The organism is Streptomyces sp. NPDC048353 (genome assembly GCF_055587165.1).
Window position 1 is genome coordinate 815,588 of record NZ_JBVJGU010000001.1, and the last position, 24,578, is coordinate 840,165.

Annotated in this window: 17 protein-coding genes; 8 read left to right on the plus strand and 9 right to left on the minus strand. The window is 73.1% G+C overall.

The genetic code is table 11. The annotated features are described in order from the left end of the window. The first annotated feature begins 42 nt into the window (after positions 1-42). From ACZ6RC_RS03650 to pulA, 4 genes are all read left to right on the plus strand, one after another. Positions 43-1,710: a glycoside hydrolase family 13 protein gene (locus ACZ6RC_RS03650; protein WP_391140871.1), complete on the plus strand. Its 1,668-nt coding sequence runs from the start codon at positions 43-45 to the stop codon at positions 1,708-1,710. Further along, on the plus strand, positions 1,698-2,759 hold the full coding sequence (locus ACZ6RC_RS03655; RefSeq protein ID WP_469579057.1) for a LacI family DNA-binding transcriptional regulator: 1,062 nt from the start codon (positions 1,698-1,700) through the stop codon (positions 2,757-2,759). The genes ACZ6RC_RS03650 and ACZ6RC_RS03655 overlap by 13 nt, the downstream gene beginning before the upstream one ends. A 291-nt stretch (positions 2,760-3,050) precedes the next feature. Further along, on the plus strand, positions 3,051-4,751 hold the full coding sequence (locus tag ACZ6RC_RS03660; protein ID WP_469579059.1) for a carbohydrate-binding module family 20 domain-containing protein: 1,701 nt from the start codon (positions 3,051-3,053) through the stop codon (positions 4,749-4,751). A gap of 67 nt (positions 4,752-4,818) precedes the next feature. Next, the gene (gene pulA / locus ACZ6RC_RS03665) at positions 4,819-10,200 is read left to right on the plus strand and encodes a pullulanase-type alpha-1,6-glucosidase (RefSeq protein WP_469579060.1); all 5,382 of its coding nucleotides are present in this window, start codon (positions 4,819-4,821) and stop codon (positions 10,198-10,200) included. Positions 10,201-10,296: 96 nt separating this feature from the next. Here pulA and ACZ6RC_RS03670 read toward each other — a convergent pair whose 3' ends face one another. Next, on the minus strand, positions 10,297-11,010 hold the full coding sequence (locus tag ACZ6RC_RS03670) for a TetR/AcrR family transcriptional regulator (RefSeq protein ID WP_453615547.1): 714 nt from the start codon (positions 11,008-11,010) through the stop codon (positions 10,297-10,299). Between the two features lie 38 nt (positions 11,011-11,048). Here ACZ6RC_RS03670 and ACZ6RC_RS03675 point away from each other — a divergent pair, with 38 nt between their 5' ends. Next, complete coding sequence (locus tag ACZ6RC_RS03675; protein ID WP_469579062.1) at positions 11,049-11,513, plus strand: hypothetical protein; 465 nt, start codon at positions 11,049-11,051, stop codon at positions 11,511-11,513. Between the two features lie 80 nt (positions 11,514-11,593). Here the strand turns inward: ACZ6RC_RS03675 and ACZ6RC_RS03680 are convergent, their stop codons facing one another. From ACZ6RC_RS03680 to ACZ6RC_RS03695, 4 genes are all read right to left on the minus strand, one after another. After that, positions 11,594-12,682 carry a PDR/VanB family oxidoreductase gene (locus tag ACZ6RC_RS03680; protein WP_469579433.1) on the minus strand — a complete coding sequence of 363 codons (1,089 nt, stop codon included), beginning with the start codon at positions 12,680-12,682 and terminating at the stop codon, positions 11,594-11,596. Then, entirely contained in the window at positions 12,679-13,563 is an 885-nt protein-coding gene (locus ACZ6RC_RS03685; RefSeq protein ID WP_469579064.1) for a metal-dependent hydrolase, read from the minus strand. The genes ACZ6RC_RS03680 and ACZ6RC_RS03685 overlap by 4 nt, the downstream gene beginning before the upstream one ends. Positions 13,564-13,680: 117 nt before the next feature. Next, positions 13,681-15,642 carry a hypothetical protein gene (locus tag ACZ6RC_RS03690; RefSeq protein ID WP_469579066.1) on the minus strand — a complete coding sequence of 654 codons (1,962 nt, stop codon included), beginning with the start codon at positions 15,640-15,642 and terminating at the stop codon, positions 13,681-13,683. A 222-nt stretch (positions 15,643-15,864) separates the two neighbouring features. Then, positions 15,865-16,665, minus strand: a complete 801-nt coding sequence (locus tag ACZ6RC_RS03695) for a tyrosine-protein phosphatase (RefSeq protein ID WP_469579067.1) — start codon at positions 16,663-16,665, stop codon at positions 15,865-15,867. A 117-nt stretch (positions 16,666-16,782) separates the two neighbouring features. Here ACZ6RC_RS03695 and ACZ6RC_RS03700 point away from each other — a divergent pair, with 117 nt between their 5' ends. After that, positions 16,783-17,253 (plus strand): hypothetical protein, encoded by a 471-nt coding sequence (locus tag ACZ6RC_RS03700; RefSeq protein ID WP_469579069.1) that lies wholly within the window; start codon positions 16,783-16,785, stop codon positions 17,251-17,253. Positions 17,254-17,323: 70 nt separating this feature from the next. Here ACZ6RC_RS03700 and ACZ6RC_RS03705 read toward each other — a convergent pair whose 3' ends face one another. After that, on the minus strand, positions 17,324-18,826 hold the full coding sequence (locus ACZ6RC_RS03705) for a DUF1996 domain-containing protein (RefSeq protein WP_469579070.1): 1,503 nt from the start codon (positions 18,824-18,826) through the stop codon (positions 17,324-17,326). 134 nt (positions 18,827-18,960) lie between these two features. After that, positions 18,961-19,953 carry an NAD-dependent epimerase/dehydratase family protein gene (locus ACZ6RC_RS03710; protein ID WP_469579072.1) on the minus strand — a complete coding sequence of 331 codons (993 nt, stop codon included), beginning with the start codon at positions 19,951-19,953 and terminating at the stop codon, positions 18,961-18,963. 252 nt (positions 19,954-20,205) lie between these two features. On the opposite strand from ACZ6RC_RS03710, the gene ACZ6RC_RS03715 reads away from it, so the two are divergent. After that, on the plus strand, positions 20,206-20,883 hold the full coding sequence (locus tag ACZ6RC_RS03715; protein WP_469579073.1) for a hypothetical protein: 678 nt from the start codon (positions 20,206-20,208) through the stop codon (positions 20,881-20,883). A 45-nt stretch (positions 20,884-20,928) separates the two neighbouring features. Further along, the gene (locus ACZ6RC_RS03720; protein WP_469579074.1) at positions 20,929-22,455 is read left to right on the plus strand and encodes a PepSY-associated TM helix domain-containing protein; all 1,527 of its coding nucleotides are present in this window, start codon (positions 20,929-20,931) and stop codon (positions 22,453-22,455) included. Here ACZ6RC_RS03720 and ACZ6RC_RS03725 read toward each other — a convergent pair whose 3' ends face one another. Further along, a complete protein-coding gene (locus ACZ6RC_RS03725) occupies positions 22,456-23,058 on the minus strand; it encodes a winged helix-turn-helix domain-containing protein (protein ID WP_469579076.1) in 603 nt (200 codons plus the stop codon). 393 nt (positions 23,059-23,451) lie between these two features. Further along, positions 23,452-24,483, minus strand: a complete 1,032-nt coding sequence (glnII, locus tag ACZ6RC_RS03730; protein ID WP_453615524.1) for a glutamine synthetase — start codon at positions 24,481-24,483, stop codon at positions 23,452-23,454. Between the last annotated feature and the right edge of the window lie 95 nt (positions 24,484-24,578).

Genomic DNA, 24,578 nt, shown 5'->3' on the forward strand with positions numbered 1-24,578 from the left:
CCGCCCGTACGTGTACGCAACTCCTTACCTCCCAGGGAAGTCATGACCCAGCACCTCGCTGCCCCCGCCGCCGCCCCGACCACCGGCACGCACACGGGCTGGTGGAGAGACGCGGTGATCTACCAGGTCTACCCCCGCAGCTTCGCCGACGGAAACGGCGACGGCATGGGCGACCTGGAGGGCATCCGCAGCCGGCTGCCGTACCTGAAGGAGCTCGGCGTCGACGCCGTCTGGCTCTCCCCCTTCTACGCCTCCCCGCAGGCCGACGCCGGCTACGACGTCGCCGACTACCGCGCCATCGACCCGATGTTCGGCAGCCTCCTCGACGCCGACGCGGTCATCCGCGACGCGCACGAGCTGGGCCTGCGGATCATCGTCGACCTGGTCCCCAACCACTCCTCCGACCAGCACGAGTGGTTCCAGCGCGCCCTGCGCGAGGGCCCCGGATCGCCGCTGCGCGAGCGCTACCACTTCCGCGCCGGCAAGGGCGCCGACGGCGAACTGCCGCCCAACGACTGGGAGTCCATCTTCGGCGGCCCGGCCTGGACCCGGGTCACCGAGCCGGACGGCACCCCCGGCGAGTGGTACCTCCACCTCTTCGCGCCCGAGCAGCCCGACTTCAACTGGGACCACCCGGCCGTACGCGACGAGTTCCGCTCCATCCTGCGCTTCTGGCTCGACATGGGCGTCGACGGCTTCCGCGTCGACGTCGCCCACGGCCTCGTCAAGGCCGAGGGCCTGCCCGACATCGGCGCCCACGACCAGCTCAAGCTGCTCGGCAACGACGTCATGCCCTTCTTCGACCAGGACGGCGTCCACGAGATCTACCGCTCCTGGCGGCAGGTCCTGGCGGAGTACGACGGGGAGCGCGTCCTCGTCGCCGAGGCGTGGACCCCCACCGTCGAACGCACCGCGAACTACGTGCGCCCCGACGAGATGCACCAGGCGTTCAACTTCCAGTACCTGGGCACCCACTGGGACGCCGTCGAGCTGCGCCGGGTCATCGACGCCTCGCTCTCCGCGATGCGTCCGGTCGGCGCCCCCACCACCTGGGTCCTGTCGAACCACGACGTCACCCGGCACGCCACCCGGTTCGCCAATCCGGCGGGCCTCGGCACCCAGCTGCGCGAGGCCGGCGACCGCGACCTCGGGCTGCGCCGGGCGCGCGCCGCGACCCTGCTGATGCTGGCGCTGCCCGGCTCCGCCTACGTCTACCAGGGCGAGGAGCTCGGCCTGCCCGACGTCACCGACCTGCCCGACGAGGTCCGCCAGGACCCGTCGTTCTTCCGGGCCACCGGCCAGGACGGCTTCCGCGACGGCTGCCGGGTGCCGATCCCGTGGACCGTCGAGGGCTCGTCGTACGGCTTCGGCGACGGCGGCAGCTGGCTGCCGCAGCCCGCCACCTGGGGCGCGCTGAGCGTCGAGGCGCAGGCCGGGGACCCCGGCTCCACCCTGGAGCTGTACCGCAGCGCGCTCGCCGTGCGCCGCGAGCAGCCCGGGCTCGGTGCGGGCGAGGACGTCACGTGGACGGAGGCGCCCGAGGGCGTCCTCGCCTTCCGCCGCGACGGCTTCGTCTGCACCGCCAACACCACCGGCCGGGCCATCTCCGTCCCGCTGCCCGGCCGGTTCCTCCTCTCCAACGAGCCGGTCTCCCACGGGGAAGGCGTCGTGGAGCTGCCCGCGGACACCACCGTCTGGTGGGCGGTGTGACGATCCCCCTGCCGCGGGGTGCCGGGAACGGCACCCCGCGGCTCGCGGACATCGCGGCCCAGGCCGGGGTCAGCGAGGCCACCGTCAGCCGGGTCCTCAACGGCAAGGCGGGGGTGGCCGGCGCGACCCGGCACCGCGTGCTCGCCGCGCTCGACGTCCTCGGCTACGAACGTCCCGTACGGCTCAAACGGCGCAGCGCCGGCCTGGTCGGCCTGGTCGTGCCCGAGCTGACCAATCCGATCTTCCCGGCCTTCGCCCAGGTCATCGAGCAGGTCCTGGCCGGGCACGGCTACACCCCGGTGCTCTGCACCCAGATGCCCGGCGGCGCCACCGAGGACGAGCTGGTGGAGCAGCTGGAGGAGCGCGGGGTCAACGGCATCGTCTTCCTCTCCGGGCTGCACGCCGACGCCATGGCCGACCCGGAACGCTATGTGCGCCTCGGCGCGCGGGGCGTGCCCTTCGTCCTCATCAACGGCTTCAACGAGCGCGTCGACGCCAACTTCGTCTCGCCCGACGACCGGGCGGCGGCGCGCATGGCCGTACGGCACCTGGTCGAGCTGGGCCACGAGCGGATCGGCCTGGCGATCGGGCCGACCCGCTACGTCCCCTCGCGCCGCAAGGCGGAGGGCTTCGCCGCCGAGCTCCACCACCTCCTGGGGATGGAGCGCGCGGAGGCCGAACGGTACGTCCGTCCCACGCTGTTCGGTGTCGAGGGCGGCCACGCGGCGGCCGACATCCTGCTCGACCAGGGGTGCACCGGGATCGTCTGCGGCTCCGACCTGATGGCGCTCGGCGCGATCCGCGCGGTGCGCGCCCGCGGCCTGGACGTGCCGGACGACGTGTCGGTGATCGGCTTCGACGACTCGCCGCTGATCGCGTTCACGAGTCCGCCGCTCACCACCGTGCGCCAGCCGGTGCAGGCGATGGCGACCGCGGCGGTCGGGGCGCTCCTCGAGGAGATCGAGGGCAATCCGGTGCAGCGCACGGAGTTCGTCTTCCAGCCGGAGCTGGTGGTCCGGGGATCCACCGCTGCCCAGCCGGGTCGATGACCGGACCGGCCGGCCGGGCGCGTGGGACCCGCCCCGGGGGAGCGGAACCCTCGGCGGCCGGCCCGGAGCCGTGGTTGAACGTAGCACCACTGCAACTCCTTGCGTAAGTCCTTGCGTTGAAGCTTCCTGCTGATTTCCGGCATGTGTCGCGAGTGTGTCCGAGGGGTTGACCCCGGGCCGGGGTCCTCGTACGGTCACGTCCGAAAATAGTTGCTGCTTTCTTGCAGCAAGAGATTGCGATCCTCGCCCCCCTCGCACCTCCCATCCCCCGAGGATTCAGCAGGAGGAATCATGGCCAGAAAGACCGTGGCCGCTGCACTCGCCGTCGTGGCGGGAGCCGCTGTGGCCGTCACGGCACCCGCCCCGGCGCAGGCCGCCCCGCCCGGGCAGAAGGACGTCACCGCCGTGATGTTCGAGTGGAAGTTCGCCTCCGTGGCGAAGGCCTGCACCGAACAGCTCGGCCCGGCCGGCTACGGCTACGTCCAGGTCTCGCCGCCGCAGGAACGCATCCAGGGCCCCACCTGGTGGACCGCGTACCAGCCCGTCAGCTACAAGATCGCCGGCCCCCTCGGCGACCGCACCGCCTTCAAGAACATGGTCGACACCTGTCACGCGGCGGGCGTGAAGGTCGTCGCCGACACCGTCATCAACCACATGGCCAACGCGTCGGGCACGGGAACGGGCGGGACCTCGTTCTCGAAGTACGACTACCCCGGCCTGTACGGCGGCGCCGACCTGGACGACTGCCGGGCCACGATCTCGAACTACCAGGACCGGGCCAACGTCCAGAACTGCGAACTGGTCGGCCTGCCCGACCTCGACACCGGCGAGGACTGGGTCCGCGGCCGGATCGCCGGCTACATGAACGACCTGCTCTCCCTCGGCGTCGACGGCTTCCGCATCGACGCCGCCAAGCACATGCCGGCCGCCGACCTCGCGAACATCAAGTCCCGGCTGAGCAACCCCGGCGTCCACTGGAAGCAGGAGGCCATATTCGGGGCCGGCGAGGCGGTCTCCCCGAGCGAGTACCTCGGCACCGGCGACGTCCAGGAGTTCCGCTACGCCCGCGACCTCAAGCGGATCTTCGGCTCGGAGAAGCTCGCCCACCTCAGCACCTTCGGCGAGTCCTGGGGCTACATGTCCTCCGGCACGTCCGGCGTCTTCGTCGACAACCACGACACCGAGCGCAACGGCGAGACCCTCAGCTACAAGAACGGCGCCGCCTACACCCTCGCCTCCGTCTTCATGCTGGCCTGGCCCTACGGCTCCCCGGACGTCCACTCCGGCTACGAGTTCTCCGACAAGGACGCGGGCGCCCCGAACGGCGGACAGGTGAACGCCTGCTACACCGACGGCTGGAAGTGCCAGCACGCCTGGCGCGAGATCAGCTCCATGGTCGGCTTCCGCAACGCCGCCCGCGGCGCCGCCGTCGGCAACTGGTGGGACAACGGCAACAACGCCATCGCCTTCGGGCGCGGCGCCAAGGCGTTCGTCGCGATCAACCGCGAGGGCTCCGCGCTCTCCCGCACCTTCCAGACCGCCCTGCCCGCCGGCACCTACTGCGACGTGCAGAGCAACACCACCGTCACGGTCGACACGGCGGGACGGTTCACGGCGTCGCTGGGCGCGAACACCGCGCTCGCCCTGCACGTCGGCGCCCGGACCTGCCAGGCCGGCGGGACGACCCCGCCGCCCGCGAGCAGCGCCGCCGCCTTCAACGTCCAGGCCACCACCGTCCCCGGCCGGAACATCCACGTCACCGGCGACCACCCCGCCCTCGGCGCCTGGTCCCCGGCCTCCGCCCCCAAGCTGGACCCGACGAGCTACCCCGTCTGGAAGCTGACGGTCCCGCTGCCGGCCGGCACGACCTTCTCGTACAAGTACGTCCGCAAGGACGCCGCGGGCAACGTCACCTGGGAATCCGGCGCGAACCGCGTCGCCACGGTCCCCGCCTCCGGACAGCTCGTCCTGAACGACACCTTCCGCAACTGACCGCCCCTCCCACCAGGGCCGCCCCGCCGGGGCGGCCCTCCTTCCCGTACCTCCAGGGAGAACCTCCGTGATACGCAAGCGAACGGCGGCCGTCGTGGCCACCACCCTGTGCGCGGCGCTGGTGCCCGCCCTCCCCGCGGCGGCCGCGCCCCCGCCGCCGCCCCCGCCCTCCGACAAGGCGCTCGCCGCGCAGCCCGCCCGCCACGACCTCACCCGGGAGCAGTTCTACTTCGTCCTGCCCGACCGCTTCGCCAACGGAGACACCCGCAACGACCGCGGCGGCCTCACCGGCACCCGCCTGCAGACCGGATTCGACCCCACCGACAAGGGCTTCTACCAGGGCGGCGACCTCAAGGGCCTCACCCGGAAGCTCGACTACATCAAGGGCCTCGGCACCACCGCCATCTGGATGGCGCCGATCTTCAAGAACCAGCCCGTGCAGGGCGAGGGCACGAACGCGAGCGCCGGCTACCACGGCTACTGGATCACCGACTTCACCCAGGTCGACCCGCACTTCGGCACCAACGCCGACCTGGAGAAGCTGATCGACCAGGCCCACGCCAAGGGCATGAAGGTCTTCTTCGACGTCATCACCAACCACACCGCCGACGTCGTCGACTACCAGGAGAAGTCCTACGACTACCTCTCCAAGGGCGCCTTCCCCTATCTGACGAAGGACGGCGTCCCCTTCGACGACGGCGACTACGCCGACGGGACGAAGCGCTTCCCGCCCGTCGACCGGGAGTCCTTCCCGCGCACCCCGGTGGTGGCCCCCGACAAGAAGAACGTCAAGGTCCCCTCCTGGCTCAACGACCCGACGATGTACCACAACCGGGGCGACTCCACCTTCGCCGGAGAGTCCTCCGAGTACGGCGACTTCGTCGGCCTCGACGACCTGTGGACCGAGCGCCCCGAGGTCGTCGAGGGCATGGAGAAGATCTACCAGCGCTGGGTGCGCGACTTCGACATCGACGGCTTCCGCATCGACACCGTCAAACACGTCAACACCGAGTTCTGGACCCAGTGGGCCACCGCCCTCGACGAGTACGCCGCGCAGCGCGGCCGCGACGACTTCTTCATGTTCGGCGAGGTCTACTCCGCCGACCCCGCGATCACCGCGCCGTACGTCACCGAGGGCCGCCTCGACGCCACCCTCGACTTCCCCTTCCAGGACGCCGCCCGCTCCTTCGCCTCCCAGGGCGGCCCCGCCGGCAAACTCGCCCACCTCTTCGCCCAGGACTACCGCTACACCACCGACAAGGCCAACGCCTACGAATCGGTGCCCTTCCTCGGCAACCACGACATGGGCCGCTTCGGCGCCTTCCTCAAGCAGGACAATCCGAAGGCCGGCGACGCCGAACTGCTCCGCCGTTACGCCCTCGCCAACGAGCTGATGTTCCTCGGCCGCGGCAACCCCGTCGTCTACTACGGCGACGAGCAGGGCTTCACCGGCCCCGGCGGCGACAAGGACTCCCGCCAGACCCTCTTCGCGTCGAAGACCGCCGACTACCTCGACGACGACCAGCTCGGCACCGACCGCACCCACGCGAGCGACGCGTACGACCCCACGCACCCGCTCTACCGGCAGATCGCCGCGCTCTCCGCGCTCACCAAGAAGCACCCGGCGCTGCGCGACGGCGTCCAGGAGCAGCGGTACGCCGAAGGCTCCGTCTACGCCTTCTCCCGTACCGACGCCCGTGCGAAGAGCGGGCCCGCCGAGTACGTGGTCGCGGTCAACAGCGCCACCGAGCCGAAGACCGTCGAGATCCCGACCGGCTCCGCGGGCATGGACTTCACCGCGATCCACGGCGGCGACACCCGCGTCACCAGCGCCGGCGACACGAAGATCAAGGTGACCGTCCCGGCGCTCGGCTCCCTCGTGCTCAAGGCCGCGCAGCCGCTCGCCGCGCCCGCCGCCCCGCCCACGATCACCCTCAAGGCCCCCGAGGCCGGCGCCACCGGCACCGTCGAACTCTCCGCCGACGTCGAGGGCGGGCAGCTGAACCGCGTCGTGTTCGCCGCCCAGACCGGCCACGGCAGGTGGCAGGTCCTCGGCTCCGCCGACCACGCCCCGTACAAGGTCACCCAGAAGGTCACCGCCCCCGCCGGCACCGCACTGCGCTACAAGGCCGTGGTCGTCGACCGCACCGGCCGCACCGCGAGCGCCACCGCGGCGACCACCAGCGGCGCCCCGGCCGTCGAGCAGCCGCCGACCGCCACCCAGCGCGACCACGCGATCGTGCACTACAAGCGCGCCGACGGGAACTACGACGACTGGGGCCTCTACACCTGGGGCGACATCGCCGACGGCGAAGGCACCACCTGGCCCGCCGGGAAGCCCTTCACCGGCCGCGACGCCTACGGCGCCTTCGCCCACGTCAAGCTGAAGCCCGGCGCCTCCTCGGTCGGCTTCGTCGTCGTGAACAAGGACGGCGTGAAGGACACCGACGCCGACCGCGCCGTCGACCTCTCCACGACCGGCGAGGTGTGGATCGAACAGGGCAAGCCCGAGGTTCTGAACGCCGCGCCCGAGGGCGCCTACCCGCCCCAGGACACCACGAAGGCCGTCCTGCACTACCAGCGCCCCGACGGCGACTACGCGGGCTGGGGCCTGCACACCTGGACCGGCGCCGCGAACCCCACCGACTGGTCCAAGCCGCTGGAGCCCGTGCGCACCGACGCCTACGGCGCGGTCTACGAAGTGCCCCTCGCACCCGGCGCGACCTCGCTCTCGTACATCCTGCACAAGGGCGACGAGAAGGACCTGCCCACCGACCAGTCCCTCGACCTCAAGGCCGACGGCCACGAGGTCTGGATGCTCGGCGGCCAGGAGAAGTACCTCCTCCCGCAGCCCAAGGGCAGCGGCGCCGCGCTCGACCTCACCAAGGCCCAGGCCGTCTGGATCGACGCGACCACCCTCGCCTGGAACGGCAACGACACCGCCGCCTCCAGTGTCCTCCTCGCCTCCCGCGACGGCTCGATCAAGGCCGAGAACGGGGCGCTCACCGGCGACCGGCAGGCGCTCCGGCTCCACCGGACCGAGCTGACCGACGCGCAGAAGGCCGCCTTCCCGCACCTGAAGGCCTACGGCGCCTTCACCGTCGACCCCCGCGACCGCGACCGCGTCCGCGAGGCGCTCAAGGGCCAGCTCGTCGCCGCCCAGTACGCGGCCAACGGCGCCGTCCTGACCGCCACCGGCGTCCAGCTCGCCGGCGTCCTCGACGACCTGTACGCGACGAAGGCCACCCGGGCGGACCTCGGCCCGGTGTTCCGGAACGGCCGCCCCACCCTCTCCCTCTGGGCCCCCACCGCCCAGTCCGTCGCCCTCGAACTCGACGGGAAGACCCTCCCCATGCGCCGTGACGACGCCTCCGGCGTCTGGTCGGCCACCGGCACGCGCGCGTGGACCGGAAAGCCGTACCGCTACGTGGTCAAGGTCTGGGCGCCCAGCGTCCGGCAGATCGTCACCAACAAGGTCACCGACCCCTACGCCACCGGCCTGACCACCGACTCCACCCACAGCCTCGTCGTCGACCTCGCCGACCCGAAGCTCGCCCCCCGGGGCTGGAGCGGACTGAGGAAGCCCGCCGCCGTCCCGCTGCGCGACGCCCAGATCCAGGAGCTGCACGTCCGCGACTTCTCCGTCGCGGACACCACCACCCCGGCCGCCCACCGCGGCACCTACCTCGCCTTCACCGACACCGGCAGCAAGGGCTCCCGGCACCTGAAGGCCCTCGCCGCGTCCGGCACCTCCTACGTCCACCTCCTGCCGGCCTTCGACATCGGCACCATCCCCGAGAAGAAGTCCGAGCAGAGCGGACCCGCCTGCGACCTGAAGATCCTCGCCCCCGACTCCGAGGAGCAGCAGGCCTGCGTCGCCGCCGCCGCGGCCAAGGACGCCTACAACTGGGGCTACGACCCGCTGCACTACACCGTCCCCGAGGGCTCCTACGCCACCGACCCCGAAGGGACCCGCCGCACGGTCGAGTTCCGGCAGATGGTCCAGGCCCTCAACGGCGCCGGACTGCGCACGGTCATGGACGTCGTCTACAACCACACCGTCGCGAGCGGCCAGGCCGACAAGTCCGTCCTGGACAAGGTCGTCCCCGGCTACTACCAGCGCCTCCAGGCCGACGGCTCGGTCGCCACCTCCACCTGCTGCGCCAACACCGCGCCCGAGAACGCCATGATGGGCAAGCTCGTCGTCGACTCGATCGTCACCTGGGCCAAGCAGTACAAGGTCGACGGCTTCCGCTTCGACCTCATGGGCCACCACCCGAAGGAGAACATCCTCGCCGTCCGCAAGGCCCTGGACGCCCTGACCGTCGCCAAGGACGGCGTCGACGGCAAGGCGATCGTCCTCTACGGCGAGGGCTGGAACTTCGGCGAGATCGCCGACGACGCCCGCTTCGTCCAGGCCACCCAGAAGAACATGGCCGGCACCGGCATCGCCACCTTCTCCGACCGGGCCCGCGACGCCGTCCGCGGCGGCGGCCCCTTCGACGAGGACCCCGGCGTCCAGGGCTTCGCCTCCGGCCTCTTCACCGACCCCAACCCCTCGACCGCCAACGGCACCCCGGAGCAGCAGAAGGCCCGCCTCCTGCACTACCAGGACCTGATCAAGGTCGGCCTCTCCGGCAACCTCGCCTCCTACTCCTTCACGGACACCTCCGGGCGTACGGTCAAGGGCTCCGAGGTCGACTACAACGGCGCCCCGGCCGGCTACGCCGCCGCCCCCGGCGACGCCCTCGCCTACGCCGACGCCCACGACAACGAAACCCTCTACGACGCGCTCGCCTTCAAGCTCCCCGCGGCCACCTCGCCCGCCGACCGGGCCAGGATGCAGGTCCTCGCCATGGCCACGGCCACGCTCTCGCAGGGCCCCGCGCTCTCCCAGGCGGGCTCGGACCTGCTGCGCTCCAAGTCGCTCGACCGCAACTCGTACGACAGCGGCGACTGGTTCAACGCGATCCACTGGGACTGCCGGGACGGCAACGGCTTCGGCCGCGGGCTGCCCCCGGCGGCCGACAACCAGCCCAAGTGGGCGTTCGGGAAGCCGCTGCTCACCGCCCCCGGCCTCACCGTGGGCTGCGCCCAGATCGACGGGGCCGCGGCCGCCTACCGCGACCTGCAGAAGATCCGTACCACCGAACCCGCCTTCTCCCTCGCCACCGCCGGTCAGGTCCAGGACAGCCTGTCCTTCCCCCTCTCCGGCACCGGCGAGACCCCGGGAGTGATCACCATGCGCCTCGGTGACCTGGTCGTGGTCTTCAACGCCACCCCGCAGCGGCAGACCCAGCGGGTCGCCGCCCTCGCCGGGAAGGGCTACGCCCTCCACCCGGTCCAGGCGTCGGGCACGGACACCACCGTCAAGTCCGCCTCCTACGAGGCCGGTTCGGGCACCTTCACGGTCCCGCCCCGCACGGTGGCGGTCTTCACCACCCGCTGACGGGCGCCACCCGCCACGACACCGCCGCACCGCACACGCGAGGCCGGCCGGGATCCTCCCGGCCGGCCTCGCCGCGTCCTACCGCCTCGCCGCGTCCTACCGCTGGGGCTGAGCCGGGATCCGCGGCGCCAGTGCCAGGAGCCGGCCGACCAGGTCGCCGAAGGGGCCGTCCGCCGGCTCGTCGCCGAGGATGCGGATCATGACCTCCGCCATCTCCGGGTCGTACGCCGCGCTCACCGACGCCAGCGCCGCGAAGTCGTGCACCAGCTGCAGCTCCAGCTCCGCGCGCGGGATCCGCCGCCCGTCCAGCCAGAGCAGCGCCGTCGACTCGGCCAGCGACACCCAGGAGCGGACGACCAGTTCGAGCCGGGCGGAGGGCGTCTCCACCTCCAGGTGGGACAGGATCTGCTCGTAGGCGGCCTGCCGCACCTCGTCGATCATCGCGTTCGTGGTGGAGGAGCCCACGGCGGGACCGCCGCGCATCAGTGCGGAGAAGCCCGGCCCGTGGTCGTCCACGAAGTCGAAGAACCGGCCCATCACCCGCAGCAGCCGCGCCCCCAGCGGACCCTGCGGGGGCTCCACGAACCGGGCGGCCAGCTCGTCGGCCGCCCGCCGCAGCGCCGCCTCGTACAGGCTCTGCTTGCCGGGGAAGTAGTGGTAGACCAGCGGCCGTGAGATGCCCGCGGCCGCCGCGATCTCGTCGATGGAGACCTCGTCGGGCGATCGGTGGCTGAACAGCTCGAGGGCCACCCCGATCAGCTGCTGTTTGCGCTCCTCGACGCCCATCCTGCGGCGTACCCCGGTCGTCATGCGAACAGCCTAACGGGCGTCCGTTACGCTCCCACCATATGAGCGCTTCCGACCAGGCCACACCGGCGAAGGACACGCCGGTACCGGACACCGAGGCAGAGACCACCGAGGCCGTGAACCCCGGCGCCGAGACCGCCGAGACCGCCGAGACCGCTGCGGCGGACACGGTGGTCCCGGCGGGGGTCGAGGACGAGGCCCCCGAGGCGGAGGAGGAGCCCGAGGCGGGGGACGCCGGGGCCGGGACGGCCGGCCTGACGCCCAAGCAGGCCCGCCGGCTCCGGATCGCCGCGGCCTCCGTCCTGCTGGTCGCGATGGCCGCGGTCCTCGTGATCCGGCTGGCCAGCCGGACGTCCGTCCTGGTCGTCGGGGTGTACGGACTGGCAATGATCCTCTGCGGTGTCGTCATCGAGCTGTCCCGCAACGGCCGTACCCGCCTGGCGACCTGGCTCCTGGTGAGCGGCCTCGCCGCCGCCCTGGCCTTCGACTGGCTGATCCTGCCGTAGCTCGGAACCGTAGCCCGTAGCCCGTAGCCCGTAGCCCGTAGCCCGTAGCGCCACAGCCCGTGGCGGCGCTCGCGTCTGATCTAGAGGTCGAGCACCAGCCGTTCGCCCGCGCACCGCGAGACGCAGATCAGCATCGAGTCGGCGCGCTCGGCGTCGGTGAGCAGCTCGTCCCGGTGGTCGACCTCGCCCTCCAGTACCCCCAGCCGACAGGTCCCGCAGAACCCCTGCTCGCAGGAGTAGGACACCCCCGGCACCTCGGCCCGGACCGCCGTCAGCACCGACTGCCCCGCCGCGACCGTGAACGTCCGCCCGGAGCGCCGTAGTTCGACCTCGAAGGCGCCTCCGGCGGCGATGGCGGCGGGGGAGAAGCGCTCCAGACGCGGGACCTGTCCGGCCGGCAGGGCGGCGGCCACCGCTTCCATCAGCCCGTCCGGACCGCAGCAGTACACCGCGGTCCGAGGCGGGGTGTCCGCGAGGAAGCCGAGGTCCGGCAGGCCGGACTCGTCCTCCGCGACGACCGTCAGCCGGTCCCCGGCCGCCTCGCCGGCGAGGCGCTCGATCTCGGCGAGGTACGGCATGGTGGCGCGGGACCGCCCGCAGTACAGCAGCCGCCAGTCGGCGCCCGCCGCCGCCGCGGCGCGCAGCATCGGCAGGACGGGGGTGACACCGATGCCGCCGGCGACGAAGACGTACGCGGGGGCGTCGACGAGCGGGAACCGGTTGCGCGGCCCGCGGATCTCGACCTCCGCCCCCACGTGGAGCTGTTCGTGCACCTCGCGCGAGCCGCCCCGGCCCCCGCGCTCCTCCTCGATCAGGCGGGTGGCGACGGTGTACGCGTCGGTGTCGGCCGGGTCGCCGCAGAGCGAGTACGGGCGCACCAGGCCGGACGGCAGGACCAGGTCGATGTGGGCGCCCGGCTGCCAGGCCGGCAGGCCGGTCCCTTCGAGACGGAGCTGGACCACGCCCTCGGCGGGCTCGGTGCGCCCGGTGACGAGGACCTTGCGCGGGACGGTGGAGAGGCGGCCGCGGCCCGACACCGGCTCCTCCAGGGCGGGCATCGGCCAGAGCGGGGCGGCTTCGATCCGGCGGCGCACGGCGCGCCTGGCCCGGCCGGCGAGGAGCGCGGTCCCGGCGACGAGGACGACGGTACGCAGGCGGGGCATGGTCAGCGACCTCCGTTGGCGCCGGGGGAGTTCGCCAGGTAGGCGACGGCCTGGGCGGTGTCCCCCTCCTGGGAGGGGTGGTAGGCGCGGCTGAGGTAGCGGGGGATGGAGCGCAGCAGGTCGGGGGTGGACGGCAGGACGCCCTCCCGGCCCTTGCGGACGAGCTGCCCGACCGAGGCCCTGCCGTTGGTGAGGGTCGGGTCGTTCTCCATGAAGAAGCGGGTGCCGCGCTGCCAGAGGAAGACCATCGCGGTGAAGGCGGTGGCCCAGGTGCGGACCCGGCGGCGGTAGCCGCCGTCGAGGTGCATGAACAGCTCGAAGGCGACCGAGCGGTGCTCGACCTCCTCGGCGCCGTGCCAGCGCAGCAGGTCGAGCATGGTGGGGTCGGCGCCGCGGCGGTCCAGCTCCTCGGCGTTGAGGACCCAGTCGCCGAGGAAGGCGGTGTAGTGCTCGATGGCGGCGATGAGCGCGACCCGCTCCATCAGCCACCACCGGCGCGGCCGGCCGGGCGGCAGCGTCCGGTCGCCGAGCAGCTTCTCGAAGAACCAGTCGACCTGCGCGGTGTAGGGGGTGGGGTCGAGGCCGAGCTTCTTGAGGTGGGGGAGGACGTCGTCGTGGGCCTGGGAGTGGACGGCCTCCTGCCCGATGAAGCCGATGACGTCCGCACGCAGCCGGTCGTCGGTGATGAGCGGGAGCACCTGCTTGTAGACGTGCACGAACCAGCGTTCACCGGCCGGGAGCAGCAGGTGCAGCACGTTGATGGTGTGGGTGGTGAACGGGTCGCCGGGCACCCAGTGGAGCGGGGTCTCCTCCCAGGCGAAGGAGACCTTCCGGGCCTTGAGTTCGATGTGCTCCGACGCCACCGGTGCAGGCTGCGTATTAGACATGGCGTCAATGTACTGAGGGGTAGCTGGTTGGCAACAGGGTCGTGCACCGGCTTTTCCCGAACCGCCGGGGGGCACGACCACACGAGCCGCGCCGGTGGATCCCCCCGGGGACACTCCCTAGCGCAGCGCCCCGACGCCCGTGCCGTCCTTCAGTGTGCCGCGGAGGTCGGCGCGGGCGCCCGGCTTCGCCTTCAGGGCGAGGAGAGGGCCGTCCGCCCGGCCCACGACCCCGCCCGAGGTCGTCAGCGAGGCGATGTCCTCGCTGCCGGCCGCCAGGACGTACCACTGGCCGCTCTTGGCCTGCCACAGCACGCCCGCCACCAGCCGGGGGTCCCGCACCCCGCAGGCCGGCGACTCCTCGGCCCGCGCCGCGAGGGCCGCCGGGGCCGGGGCCGCCGCCCCGGCGGGCGTCAGGAACTGGGCGAGCACCCTGCTGCCCGTGCCCCGCCAGGTCTCCGCGCGGGTGCACAGCCAGGCCGCCCGCCCGCCGCCCTCCGGCAGCCGCTGGGTCGCGAACCGCCAGGAGTTCACGGTACGGACCCCGCGCGAGCGGACCGTCGCCAGCTGGCACGCCGTCCGCGCCCATGCGGCCCGCGCCTCCTCGCCCGTCGCGTCCACCGGCGCCGCGGGCGGCCCCGCCGTCAGCCGGGCGGGGGCCAGCTCGCCCAGATCGGTCAGCAGCCGCACCCCTTCCCCGTCCCGCACCTGGAGGGTGTTCCAGACCGCGCACTCCCGAGCCGACGCCGGCCCGGGCAGCGCCTGCGTGAGGCCGTCCGCGTCCCGACCCAGCGACCAGGGCTCCTTCGACGGCGCGAGCAGGTCCCGTACCGCCGTCTCGCGCACCCAAGGGGCCGTCAGATAGCGGACGTTGCCCGCCGCCCGGGAGGCGACGAGCGCCGCCGCGCCCACCTCGTCCGCCCCGTCCGTCCGGGCGAAGTCCAGCGCCGCGCCGCTCGCCCCGCCGGCCTGCTCCGCGTACCGCACCGCCCGCAGCCCGTCGTGGAACAGCACCACCCGCGACCCGTCCACCTCGCCCGCGTACAACAGCTGCGGCGACCCCATCGGCGGCCCCACCGGAGTCCCGGGCGTCGCCGACGTCCGCACCGAACCGCCGGGCCGCGCCCACACCGCGAGGGCCCGGCGCAGCAGCGCCCGGTCCCCGACCAGGCCGCCGCGCTCCGGCCACACCGAGAAGTCCCGGCGCGTCGCCCGTTGCCAATATCCCGCCGGCACCCGCTTCAGACCGTCCGGGTCGAGCGCCGCCTGGGCCGCCGGGTTGCGCGCGTACGAAGGCGCTGCGGCACCGTTTCTGCCCCAGCCGTCCCCCGGCAGCCCGAGCAGCGTGCCGCACACCGCCACCGCCGCCACCGCGGCGAGTGCCGCCTTGGCGTGCTGCCGGCGCCGCATCAGGTCCGTCGGGCGGGCCTGCAGCGAACACGGATCGAACTCGGGCGAGTCGAGCAGCGCGGCGGTGCCCACTCCTCCCGCGGCCTCCGCCCCGTCCGCCTCCGCGAGCGCGGCGCGCGCCTCCTCCTCCGGCACGCCCGCCGCCGCGAGGACCCGCAGCACTTCCGGGTCCCCCTGGCGCTCCAGGCCGCGCAGGACGTATGCCGCCCGCCCGGGCCCGGAGAGCGCCGACAGCCGCTGGTCCAGGGCCAGTTCGTCGGCGCCACCGGCGCGGGGGAACAGCCGCAGCCCCCACACGTGGGGCAGCAGCGGCGGGAACTGGGCCCGCCGGGGCAGCGCCCGGCGCCGCAGCGGAAGCCCGGCGGTCAGCGCCTGGCGCAGCGCCTCGCCCCGGACGTACGCGTACCCGGGGTCGACGGCGTCCTCCGGCCGGAGGGCGGCCGGGACGCCGGCGCCGGAGACGCGACGGCGCGGCAGCGACCGCTGGACGACCGCGTGCGCGGTCAGCACCCGCCGGTTGCGTCCCAGCGAGGGCGGCAGCACGAGGTACGCGATCCGGACCAGCCGCGGATAGTGCTCGACGAGCGCCGCCTCGGCCTGCTCGACGTCGACCGGACCGGGGCCGGGCCGCCCGGGGCCGTGGGGGGAGGGGGCGAGTTCCTGGGTGCTCACGTTCAGCAGAACGAGCGAATCATCCGATGGTCACCCCGGCCCGCACGGCCCCGGCGGCGGGGTGCGCGGTCCGCCCGTACACCCCCGTCGGCAGGGTGCGCGCTCCGGCCGTGGACCGTCAGCCGCTCCCGGATCTCCGGCTCGGGCGGCGTACACCGTCAGCCGCTTCTGGATCTCCGGCTCGGGCGGCGTACACCGTCAGCCGCCCCCGGACGCCCCGGCTCAGGCGGCGTACACCGTCAGCCGCTCCCGGATCGTGCCCGTCACCTCGTCGGGGACCCCGAGCCCCTCCCGTACGTACCCCTCCATCGAGCCGTGCCGGACCGCGACCTCGTCCAGCGCCGCCGTCAGGTACTCCGGTACGACCCCGATGAGCGCCAGCGCCAGCTCGGGATCGCCGCCCTGGGCCGTGAACCCCTCGATCATCGGGGCGAAGGCCTGCCGGACCGCCGGGTTGACCGACAGGTACTCCGTCATCACCGTCTCGTCGTCCGCGCCGAGCACCGACAGCACGATGGTCGCCGCCCAGCCGGTGCGGTCCTTGCCCGCCGTGCAGTGGAAGAGGAGCGGACCGGCGTGCGGGTCGCCCAGCTCCATGAGGAACGCCCGGTAGGCGGCCCGGGCGGAGTCGGTGGTCACGAAGGCCCGGTACGTCCGGACGAAGGCGTCCCGCGCCTTGCCCCCGCCGAGCAGCTCCTCGGCCAGCGCCGGGTCGCCGAGGAGCGTCTTCAGCCGCGCCGCGGGCGGCAGGCCGCTCGCGGCCAGATGGTCGGCGAGCACGTCCGCGACGAGCAGCCGGCCGCCGTCCGGGACGCGGTCGGGCCGGTCGGCGCGCTCGGCCGCGGTGCGGAAGTCGACGACGGTACGGATGCCCAGACCGGCCACCACCGGGTCGGCCGCGTCCAGCCGGTCGAGCCGCCCCGAGCGGAAGACCCGGCCGGAGCGGACGCTGCGGTTCCCGCCGAGCGGGAGGGTCCCCAGGTCCCGGAGGTTGGCGACGGTGGCGGCGGGAAGGGCGGGCATGGCGTCGACTCCTCCGGATCGGTCCTTTTCGTACCAAACCGTAATCGATCGGATTCCACCACTCCTGGAGTTCGGCCACCGAACACAGGACCGGAAGGGCAGGATGAGCGGATGCTGATGCGTGCGCGTCGAACGGTGGAGGGGGCGGCCCTGGCCGCCGCGGTGCTGGTGCTGACCGGGTGCGGCGGCGGGGCCGAGGCCCCGGAGGAGGCCGCCGGCACCCTGGAGCAGATCGCCGCGAAGGCGGAGTGCCGGCCGGACCTCCAGACGGAGGCGGCCGAGCTGCGTCAGGCGAAGTGCGCGACGGGCGACGGGACGTACGTCCTGCTCACCTTCGCCAGCGACCGGGGCCAGCGCGAGTGGATCAACGAGGCCAAGGACTACGGCGGCTCGTACCTGGTGGGCCGCAAGTGGACGGTGGCGGGGGACGAACGGACCGTGGAGCGCGTACGCACCCGGCTCGGCGGCCAGGTCGAGACCACCGCACCGCACCACGCGCCCGCCCCCTCCTCCGGCTCCGCGCACCCGTCCCACGCCCCGCACCCCTCCCACTCCGCGAGCCCGTCCCATGCCGAGGGGCATCACTGAGGGCGTGCCCTGGCCGAGGGCATGACGGAAGGGGCGCCCCGGAGGGCGCCCCTGGGGCCGGTCGCGCGGGTCAGGCGCAGCGGCGTCCCTCGTTGAGGCAGCCGACCAGTCGCTTCATCAGCCGCTGGTCGAAGACGTTGATGAAGTCGCCGTGGTCGGTGATCGGCTTGTGCAGCTGTTCGGGGAAGGAGTCGACGGCGAACCCGGGGCCGGGCGGCACGTCGTACACGATCCGCTGGACGAGCTGCGGGATGGCCCGGAAGCCCTGCCCGCACCGGCCCGAGGCGGGGTCGGCGAAGGCCACGTGCGTGCGGTGGTTGGCGCTGTCGGTGTTCCGTCCGTCCCAGCAGCTCTGGAACCGGAACGTCCGCACCACCTTGCTGCCCTGCGGGCAGATCGGGTACTTGTCCTTCAGCTGACGGTTCTCGAACCCGGTGCACGACCAGGAGGCGTTGGCGTTGGCGTCGCCGTTGGTGAACGCCTTCGCGTCGCCGGTGATGATCCGCAGGAAGCGGGGCATCGCGGTGACCTTCGAGACCGGGCTGCCGACGAAGTTCAGGGTGACCTGCGCCGGGGTCTGGATCTCGCCGACGTTCTGGTCCTTGCCGCCGCCGTCCGCCTCGGCGTCGTCCTCCGACTGGCCGTTCTGCAGCCGGAGCACCGGCCAGTAGTAGGTGGAGCGGTCGCCCTGGTTGCGGCAGGTGGTCCGGCCCCGGGCCAGATCGTCGTCGCCGGCGAAGGCGTCGTTGGCCTGGTTGCCGACGTAGTCGTGCATGTGGTGGGCGCCGTTGCTCACCCCCGGGGCGACGATCACGTTGTCCGGATTGAACTTGCCGTTCTCGTTCCGCCCGCAGTTCGTCGTGAAGGTGCCCCGGGAGGCCCCGCTCCGCTGCCTGGGCAGCTGCACGTTGGGCTGTACGGAGCGGATGTCGACGAAGTCGGAGGCCTCGGGGCCGTTGCCGGCCTGCCCGGGCTCCTCGTCCTCGCCGCCGTCCTGGCCGCCGTTCTCGCCCTCGCCCTGCCCGCCGTCCTGGCCCTCGTCGCCTCCGCCGTCCTGACCGCCGTCCTGGCCGCCGTTCTGACCTCCCCCGTTCTGACCGCCGTCCTGCCCGCCGTTCGCGGGGGCTTCGTCGTCGGCCCGCAGGGTGCAGGGGGCGAGGCTCTCCATCGACGGCTGCTGGAGCATGAGGGCGATGCGCTGGAGGATGTTGACGCGTTCGTTCCGCAACGGCGTCAGGATCTGCTGTTCCCCGTACTCGGGGTCGCTCTCGATCCGCCGCTTGTTGTCGGCGAACCGCTGGTACGCGACCGTGATCTGGCTGTCCAGGGTGGCCAGTTCCCGGTCCACCGAGCCCCGCACGGACCCGGGCACCTCGGGCAGCTCCTCGGCCACGTCGGGACAGTCGATCGTGGAGAGCGAGACGGTCCGGGCGGCGGGCGGGGGGTCGCCCCAGCCCTGACCGGCCGATGCGTACACATTGGCGGCGATGAGGCCGCCCCCGCCCAGCACAAGTGCGACGGAGGCGGCCACCACGCGCTTCGCGCGTGTCGAACGTTTTCTTGTGCGTCCCATGGGGCTCTATACGCAGAGGACCCGTGAAGTGTTCAACGCCTCCGTGACCGGACCTCTGCCCGCGCCCGGTCCGTGAACAACCGGCAGGCCAGGGCGAGTCGGCCCGCCGCCCGGTCGGGCGAGGCCGGCCGGGGTCAGGGCGACAGGAGGGCCGCCTCGCGCTCCGGCGAGAGGCCGAGCGGCGGACGGTCCGGGCGTCGGGGCGCCGACCCGCCGATCGATTCCAGCCAGGCCCAGGTGTCGGCGACCGTCTCCGCCACCGGCCGGCAGCGCAGCCCCGCGCCGACCGCCTTCGACACGTCGGCGGTGTGCATCGCGTCGTACATCTCGCCCGGCGGGATCCACACCGGCAGATCGGACCAGGGCGCGACCCCGGCCGCCAGGATCGTCTCCGGGTCCGTCCAGCGCAGTTCGGCGTCCGAGCCGGTGACCCGGGCGCAGGCGTCGAGGAGTTCGCCCGTGGTGGTGTGCCCGGGCGGCGAGACCAGGTTGTACGGTCCGGACAGCCCCGCCTCTGCGGCGTCGAGCGTCCACTCCGCGAGGTCGCGGACGTCGATGTACTGGAGTGGCAGCGTGCGCGGCCCGGGCGCGAGGACCGGACCGCCCCGGGCGATCCGGCCCAGCCACCAGGGCAGCCGGCCGACGTTCTCGTACGGTCCGATGATCAGCCCGGCCCGGACGAACAGGCTCCGCTCGGGTCCGAAGGCGTCGAGGACCGCCAGCTCGCCGCCCCGCTTGGCCTCCGCGTACGGCACCTCACCGGCGTCCGGGTCCCCTTCGACCAGGGGCCCGTCCTCACCCAGACCGGCCTTCGGCGGCCAGGCGTACACCGAACGGCTCGACACGTAGACGTACCGCCCCGCCCGCTCCGCGAGGAGCCGCGCCGCGTCCCGGACCGCCGAGGGCGCCGACGACCAGGTGTCGACGACGACGTCCCACTCCCCGTCGGCGAGCGCGGCGAGCCCGTCCGCCACCGGGGCCGTACGGTCGCCGAGCAGCGTGCGGACACCGGCCGGCGGCTCGTGGCGCCCCCGGTGGAAGACCGTCACCTCCCCGCCGCGCGCGAGCGCGGCCTCGGCCACGGCCCGGCCGACGAACTCCGTCCCACCCAAGATCAAAAGTCGCATACCCCGACTGTGCACCCGACCGGGGCCGTTTACCCAGTGGTTCCGCCACGGGAGGAAAAGGGCCGGGGAGGGAACTCGGGGAACGGCGGCACGGGCGTCTTCCGGAGCGGGAGGGCGGGTGGTCTCCCGCGCCGGACGGCGGGATGTCACCATGTCCGGACCATGACGGATGCCCGGTCGCCGATACGCGCCCTGCGAGCCGCACTTTTCGCGGCGGTGTGCGTGACACTGACCGCCGTGGGGCATTCGTCCATGTCTGCGCATGACCTCCCGCCGGGATCGCTGCTCGTCGCCTTCGCCGCGACGAGCGTCCTGGCCTGGCTGGTGAGCGGCCGGCGCCACGGGCCGCTCGCGATCGGCGGCGGCCTGCTGGCCGTCCAGTCGGCTCTGCACCTGGTCTTCTCGTGGAGCGGAGCGCACCCCGCCGGCGGCCGGCCGGACGGACACGCGTCGTCGGCGGACCATCTGTCCCACGGCTCCATGTGGGGCGCACCCCTGGGGCACCCGGCTATGGGCCGACCGGCCATGGGGGACACACCCATGGGGGACGGCTCCATGGGCCACGCACCCATGGGTGATCCGCCCACGGCCGAGACGACCATGGGCACGGCCCTGGAGATGGTCGCCGGCCACACCTCCCTCGGGATGGTCGCCGCCCACCTCCTCGCCGCCGTGGTCTGCGGCCTCTGGCTGGCCCACGGCGAGGCCGCGCTCTTCGCGCTCGCCCGGGCCGTCGGGGCGCTCGCCTTCACCCCGCTGCGCCTGCTGCTCGCCGTGGTGCCCGTACCGGCTCCGCCGCGCGTGCGCCCCGCGCGCACGCGTCCGCACCACCACCGCCTGCGCGGCGTCGTGCTCGCGCACACCCTCTCCCGGCGCGGTCCGCCCCGGCTGTCCGTACCCCGCGCCACGGCCCTCGGAGCGCACGTCTGACCCGGGGGCCGATTCCCCCTGTCGACACCGCATTCGAGGACAGCCATGACGATCGACGATCCCGCACGCCCTGATACGGCCGAGCCGAGAACCACCGAACCGGCCACCGCCGGAACCCAGCCGGCCCCCGGCCCCGCCCCCGACGGCGTATCCGCTACCGCCGCGTCCGACGGTGAGCCCCCGGCCGAGCCCGGCAGCGGCGCCAGGCCCCGGGGCTGGAGCGCCCTGCGGCCCCTCGTGCTGCGGCTCCACTTCTACGCCGGCGTGCTCATCGCCCCCTTCCTGCTGGTCGCCGCCGCCAGCGGTCTGCTGTACGCCCTCTCCTTCCAGGCCGAGAAGGTGGTGTACGCGCACGAGCTGGAGGTCCCCGTCGGCGAGCGGACCCTGCCGCTGTCGCAACAAGTGCACGCCGCCACGAAGGTGAACCCCAACGGCACCGTCACCGCCGTCTGGCCCCCCGCCGAGCCCGGCGCCACCACCCGTGTCCTGATGGCCGACCCGGACGTCGAGGAGGGGCGGTCCCTCGCCGTCTTCGTCGACCCCTACACCGGCGAGATACGCGGCCAGCTGCCCAGCTACGGCGGCTCCGGCGCGCTGCCGCTGCGCACCTGGACCGACGAACTCCACCGCGATCTGCACCTCGGCGACCTCGGCCGCAACTACAGCGAACTGGCCGCCAGCTGGCTGTGGGTGGTGGCCCTCGGCGGGCTGGCCCTGTGGCTGGGCCGCCGCCGCAGGAACCGCCGCTCCCTGTTCGTACCGGAGCGCGGACCGAAGTCCCGGCGCCGCACCCTCTCCTGGCACGGCGTCGTCGGCCTGTGGGCGGTCGCCGGACTGGTCCTGCTCTCCGCCACCGGTCTGACCTGGTCGCGGTATGCCGGTGAGAACATCGACGTGGTCCGCTCGCAGCTCGGCGGCGCCACGCCGGCGGTCTCCGCGACCCTCGACGGCGCCGCCGCCGGCGGGTCCGGGGAGCACGAGGGTCACGGCGCCGGCCATGGGGCCGCGCCCGCCCAGGGGCCGGACGTCGGCATCGACAAGGCGGTCGAGGCGGCCCGCGCGGCCGGCATCGACGGCCCGACGGCCGTCACCCTGCCCACCGAGGGCAAGGGATACGTCGTCAAGGAGACCGACGCGCAGTTCCCGGTGCACCTGGACTCGGTGGCCGTAGACCCGGCCGACGGCACGGTCATCGACGAGCTCCGGTTCGCCGACTACCCGGTGCTCGCCCAGCTCACCCGGTACGGCATCGACGCCCATATGGGCGTCTTCCTCGGCCTGTTCAACCAGCTGGCGCTCGCCGCGCTGGCGCTCGCGCTGATCCTGCTGATCGTCATGGGCTACCGCATGTGGTGGCTGCGCCGCCCCGGCCGTCCGGCCGCGCGCGGGGCCTGGCGGAAGATCCCGCCGACGATGCTGCTGCCGCTGCTGGCCGCGACGGCGCTGGTGGGCTGGTTCGTGCCGATGCTGGGCCTGAGCCTGCTGGCGTTCCTGGTCGTCGACATCGCCGTCGGCGCCGTGACGAAGGCGAGGTCCCGGAACCGTGACCGGGACCTCACCCCGAGCGTCTGATCAGGGCGTGTACTTGTAGCCGACCCGCCGCACGGTCTGGATCGTGTGGCGGTGCTCGGCGCCCAGCTTGCGGCGCAGCCGGGCCACGTGGACATCCACGGTCCGGCCGTCGCCGACGTGCCCGTACCCCCACACCGTCGTCACCAACTGGTCCCGGGTGTGGACCCGGTGGGGGTGGGCGACGAGGTGGGCGAGCAGTTCGAACTCCAGGTACGTGAGGTCCAGCGGTTCGCCGTCGACCACGGCGATCCGCTGGGCACCGTCGATCGTCACCGGCCCCCGATCGGCGGGCGTCTCCTCGCCCGCCGGCGTCGCCGCCGCCCCGGCGCCCGCCGGCGACGGGAGCGTCACCTGCTGGTCGGCCGGGACGAGGACGAGGTACCCGACCATCGGCGGCCGCCCGGGCAGGGTCGGCAGGGTGTGCGGGGGTGCGGGCAGCAGGGTGGCGCCCGGGGGCAGGAACTCGGCGACCCGCGAGAGTTCGGCGACTTCGTTCGGATCGACGGCCCGGAGTCGGTGCCGGCCGGGACGGACGGCCGCGAGGGACGTGTTCAGGGACGTGTTCAGCGGCGTGCTCAGGGAGGCGCTCTGGGTGGGGGCCATGACGGATCAGCTCATTTCGCGCGAGAACGGACGGAGAGGCGTCGTACGTCGTGCGCGTCGGCCGAAGGCCGGGGGATCGGACCGTGCCGATCGGGGCTTTAGAGGGCCGACGCGTTCCTCACGCGCCGACAGCACCGGTCGAAGTCGTGGTGCTGGCGGGAGGGCCAGAACGGCTCGAGGTCGTGACGACCCGTCGCGGTGTCGTTCTGAGTGATGGCCATATCCCTACTCTACTACTCGGGAATGCCCCTGACCCCCGCTTTGCCGCTCGGATCACCGACGAATGCCGCACCCCGCGCCGTGGCGCGAGGCGGCCAAGTGGCCCCGCCGGAACGCCGGAAGGGCGCCCGCCGTGGTCACGGCGGGCGCCCTCAAGCGTCGTGCGGGTGCGGATCAGACCTGGCCGGCCTTCTCCAGGGCCTCGCAGCAGGTGTCCACCAGGAGGCGGGTCACCACGTACGGGTCGACGTTCGCGTTCGGGCGGCGGTCCTCGATGTAGCCCTTGCGGTCCTGCTCGACCTGCCACGGGATACGGACCGAGGCGCCGCGGTCCGATACGCCGTAGGAGTACTCGTCCCACGGGGCGGTCTCGTGCAGACCGGTCAGACGGTCGTCGATGCCGGCGCCGTAGTTCTTGACGTGGTCGAGCGGCTTCGAGCCCTCGCCCAGCGACTCGGCCGCGGTGATGATCGCGTCGTAACCCTCGCGCATCGCCTTGGTGGAGAAGTTCGTGTGCGCGCCCGCGCCGTTCCAGTCGCCCTTCACCGGCTTCGGGTCGAGCGTCGCCGAGACCTTGAAGTCCTCGGCCGTGCGGTAGAGCAGCCAACGGGCCACCCACAGCTGGTCCGCGACCTCCAGCGGGGCCAGCGGGCCGACCTGGAACTCCCACTGACCCGGCATGACCTCGGCGTTGATGCCGGAGATGCCCAGACCCGCCTGCAGGCAGTTCTCCAGGTGCGCCTCGACGACGTCACGGCCGAAGATCTCGTCGGCGCCGACACCGCAGTAGTAGCCGCCCTGCGGGGCCGGGAAGCCGCCGACCGGGAAGCCGAGCGGGCGCTCGCCGTCGAAGAAGGTGTACTCCTGCTCGATGCCGAAGATCGGCTCCTGCGCGGCGTACCTCGCGTAGACCTCGGCCAGCGCGGCACGGGTGTTGGACTCGTGCGGCGTCATGTCCGTGTTCAGGACCTCGCACAGCACCAGGATGTCGTCCCCGCCGCGGATCGGGTCCGGGCAGACGAAGACCGGCTGGAGGACACGGTCGGACGCGTGGCCCTTGGCCTGGTTCGTGCTGGATCCGTCGAAGCCCCAGATCGGCAGCTCGGCGAGGGTGGCGCCCGAACCCGCCAGAATCTTCGTCTTCGAGCGAAGCTTCGCGGTCGGCTCGGTGCCGTCGATCCAGATGTACTCAGCCTTGAAGGTCACGGGCCTCATCCTTTGGGCATGCTGCTGCGGGGACGCGCGGCGGCTCGCGACGCTGCGAGAGCTGCGATGTCGTGCTCGGTTCGTGCTCGGTGTCT

Bases quoted from the DNA above. Each gene is read 5' to 3' on its own strand.
- ACZ6RC_RS03650 (WP_391140871.1), top strand. From the start codon at position 43: ATGACCCAGCACCTCGCTGCCCCCGCCGCCGCCCCGACCACCGGCACG.
- ACZ6RC_RS03660 (WP_469579059.1), top strand. From the start codon at position 3,051: ATGGCCAGAAAGACCGTGGCCGCTGCACTCGCCGTCGTGGCGGGAGCC.
- ACZ6RC_RS03670 (WP_453615547.1), bottom strand. From the start codon at position 11,010: ATGACGACCGGGGTACGCCGCAGGATGGGCGTCGAGGAGCGCAAACAG.
- ACZ6RC_RS03675 (WP_469579062.1), top strand. From the start codon at position 11,049: ATGAGCGCTTCCGACCAGGCCACACCGGCGAAGGACACGCCGGTACCG.
- ACZ6RC_RS03685 (WP_469579064.1), bottom strand. From the start codon at position 13,563: ATGTCTAATACGCAGCCTGCACCGGTGGCGTCGGAGCACATCGAACTC.
- ACZ6RC_RS03695 (WP_469579067.1), bottom strand. From the start codon at position 16,665: ATGCCCGCCCTTCCCGCCGCCACCGTCGCCAACCTCCGGGACCTGGGG.
- ACZ6RC_RS03700 (WP_469579069.1), top strand. From the start codon at position 16,783: ATGCGTGCGCGTCGAACGGTGGAGGGGGCGGCCCTGGCCGCCGCGGTG.
- ACZ6RC_RS03705 (WP_469579070.1), bottom strand. From the start codon at position 18,826: ATGGGACGCACAAGAAAACGTTCGACACGCGCGAAGCGCGTGGTGGCC.
- ACZ6RC_RS03710 (WP_469579072.1), bottom strand. From the start codon at position 19,953: ATGCGACTTTTGATCTTGGGTGGGACGGAGTTCGTCGGCCGGGCCGTG.
- ACZ6RC_RS03715 (WP_469579073.1), top strand. From the start codon at position 20,206: ATGTCTGCGCATGACCTCCCGCCGGGATCGCTGCTCGTCGCCTTCGCC.
- ACZ6RC_RS03720 (WP_469579074.1), top strand. From the start codon at position 20,929: ATGACGATCGACGATCCCGCACGCCCTGATACGGCCGAGCCGAGAACC.
- ACZ6RC_RS03725 (WP_469579076.1), bottom strand. From the start codon at position 23,058: ATGGCCCCCACCCAGAGCGCCTCCCTGAGCACGCCGCTGAACACGTCC.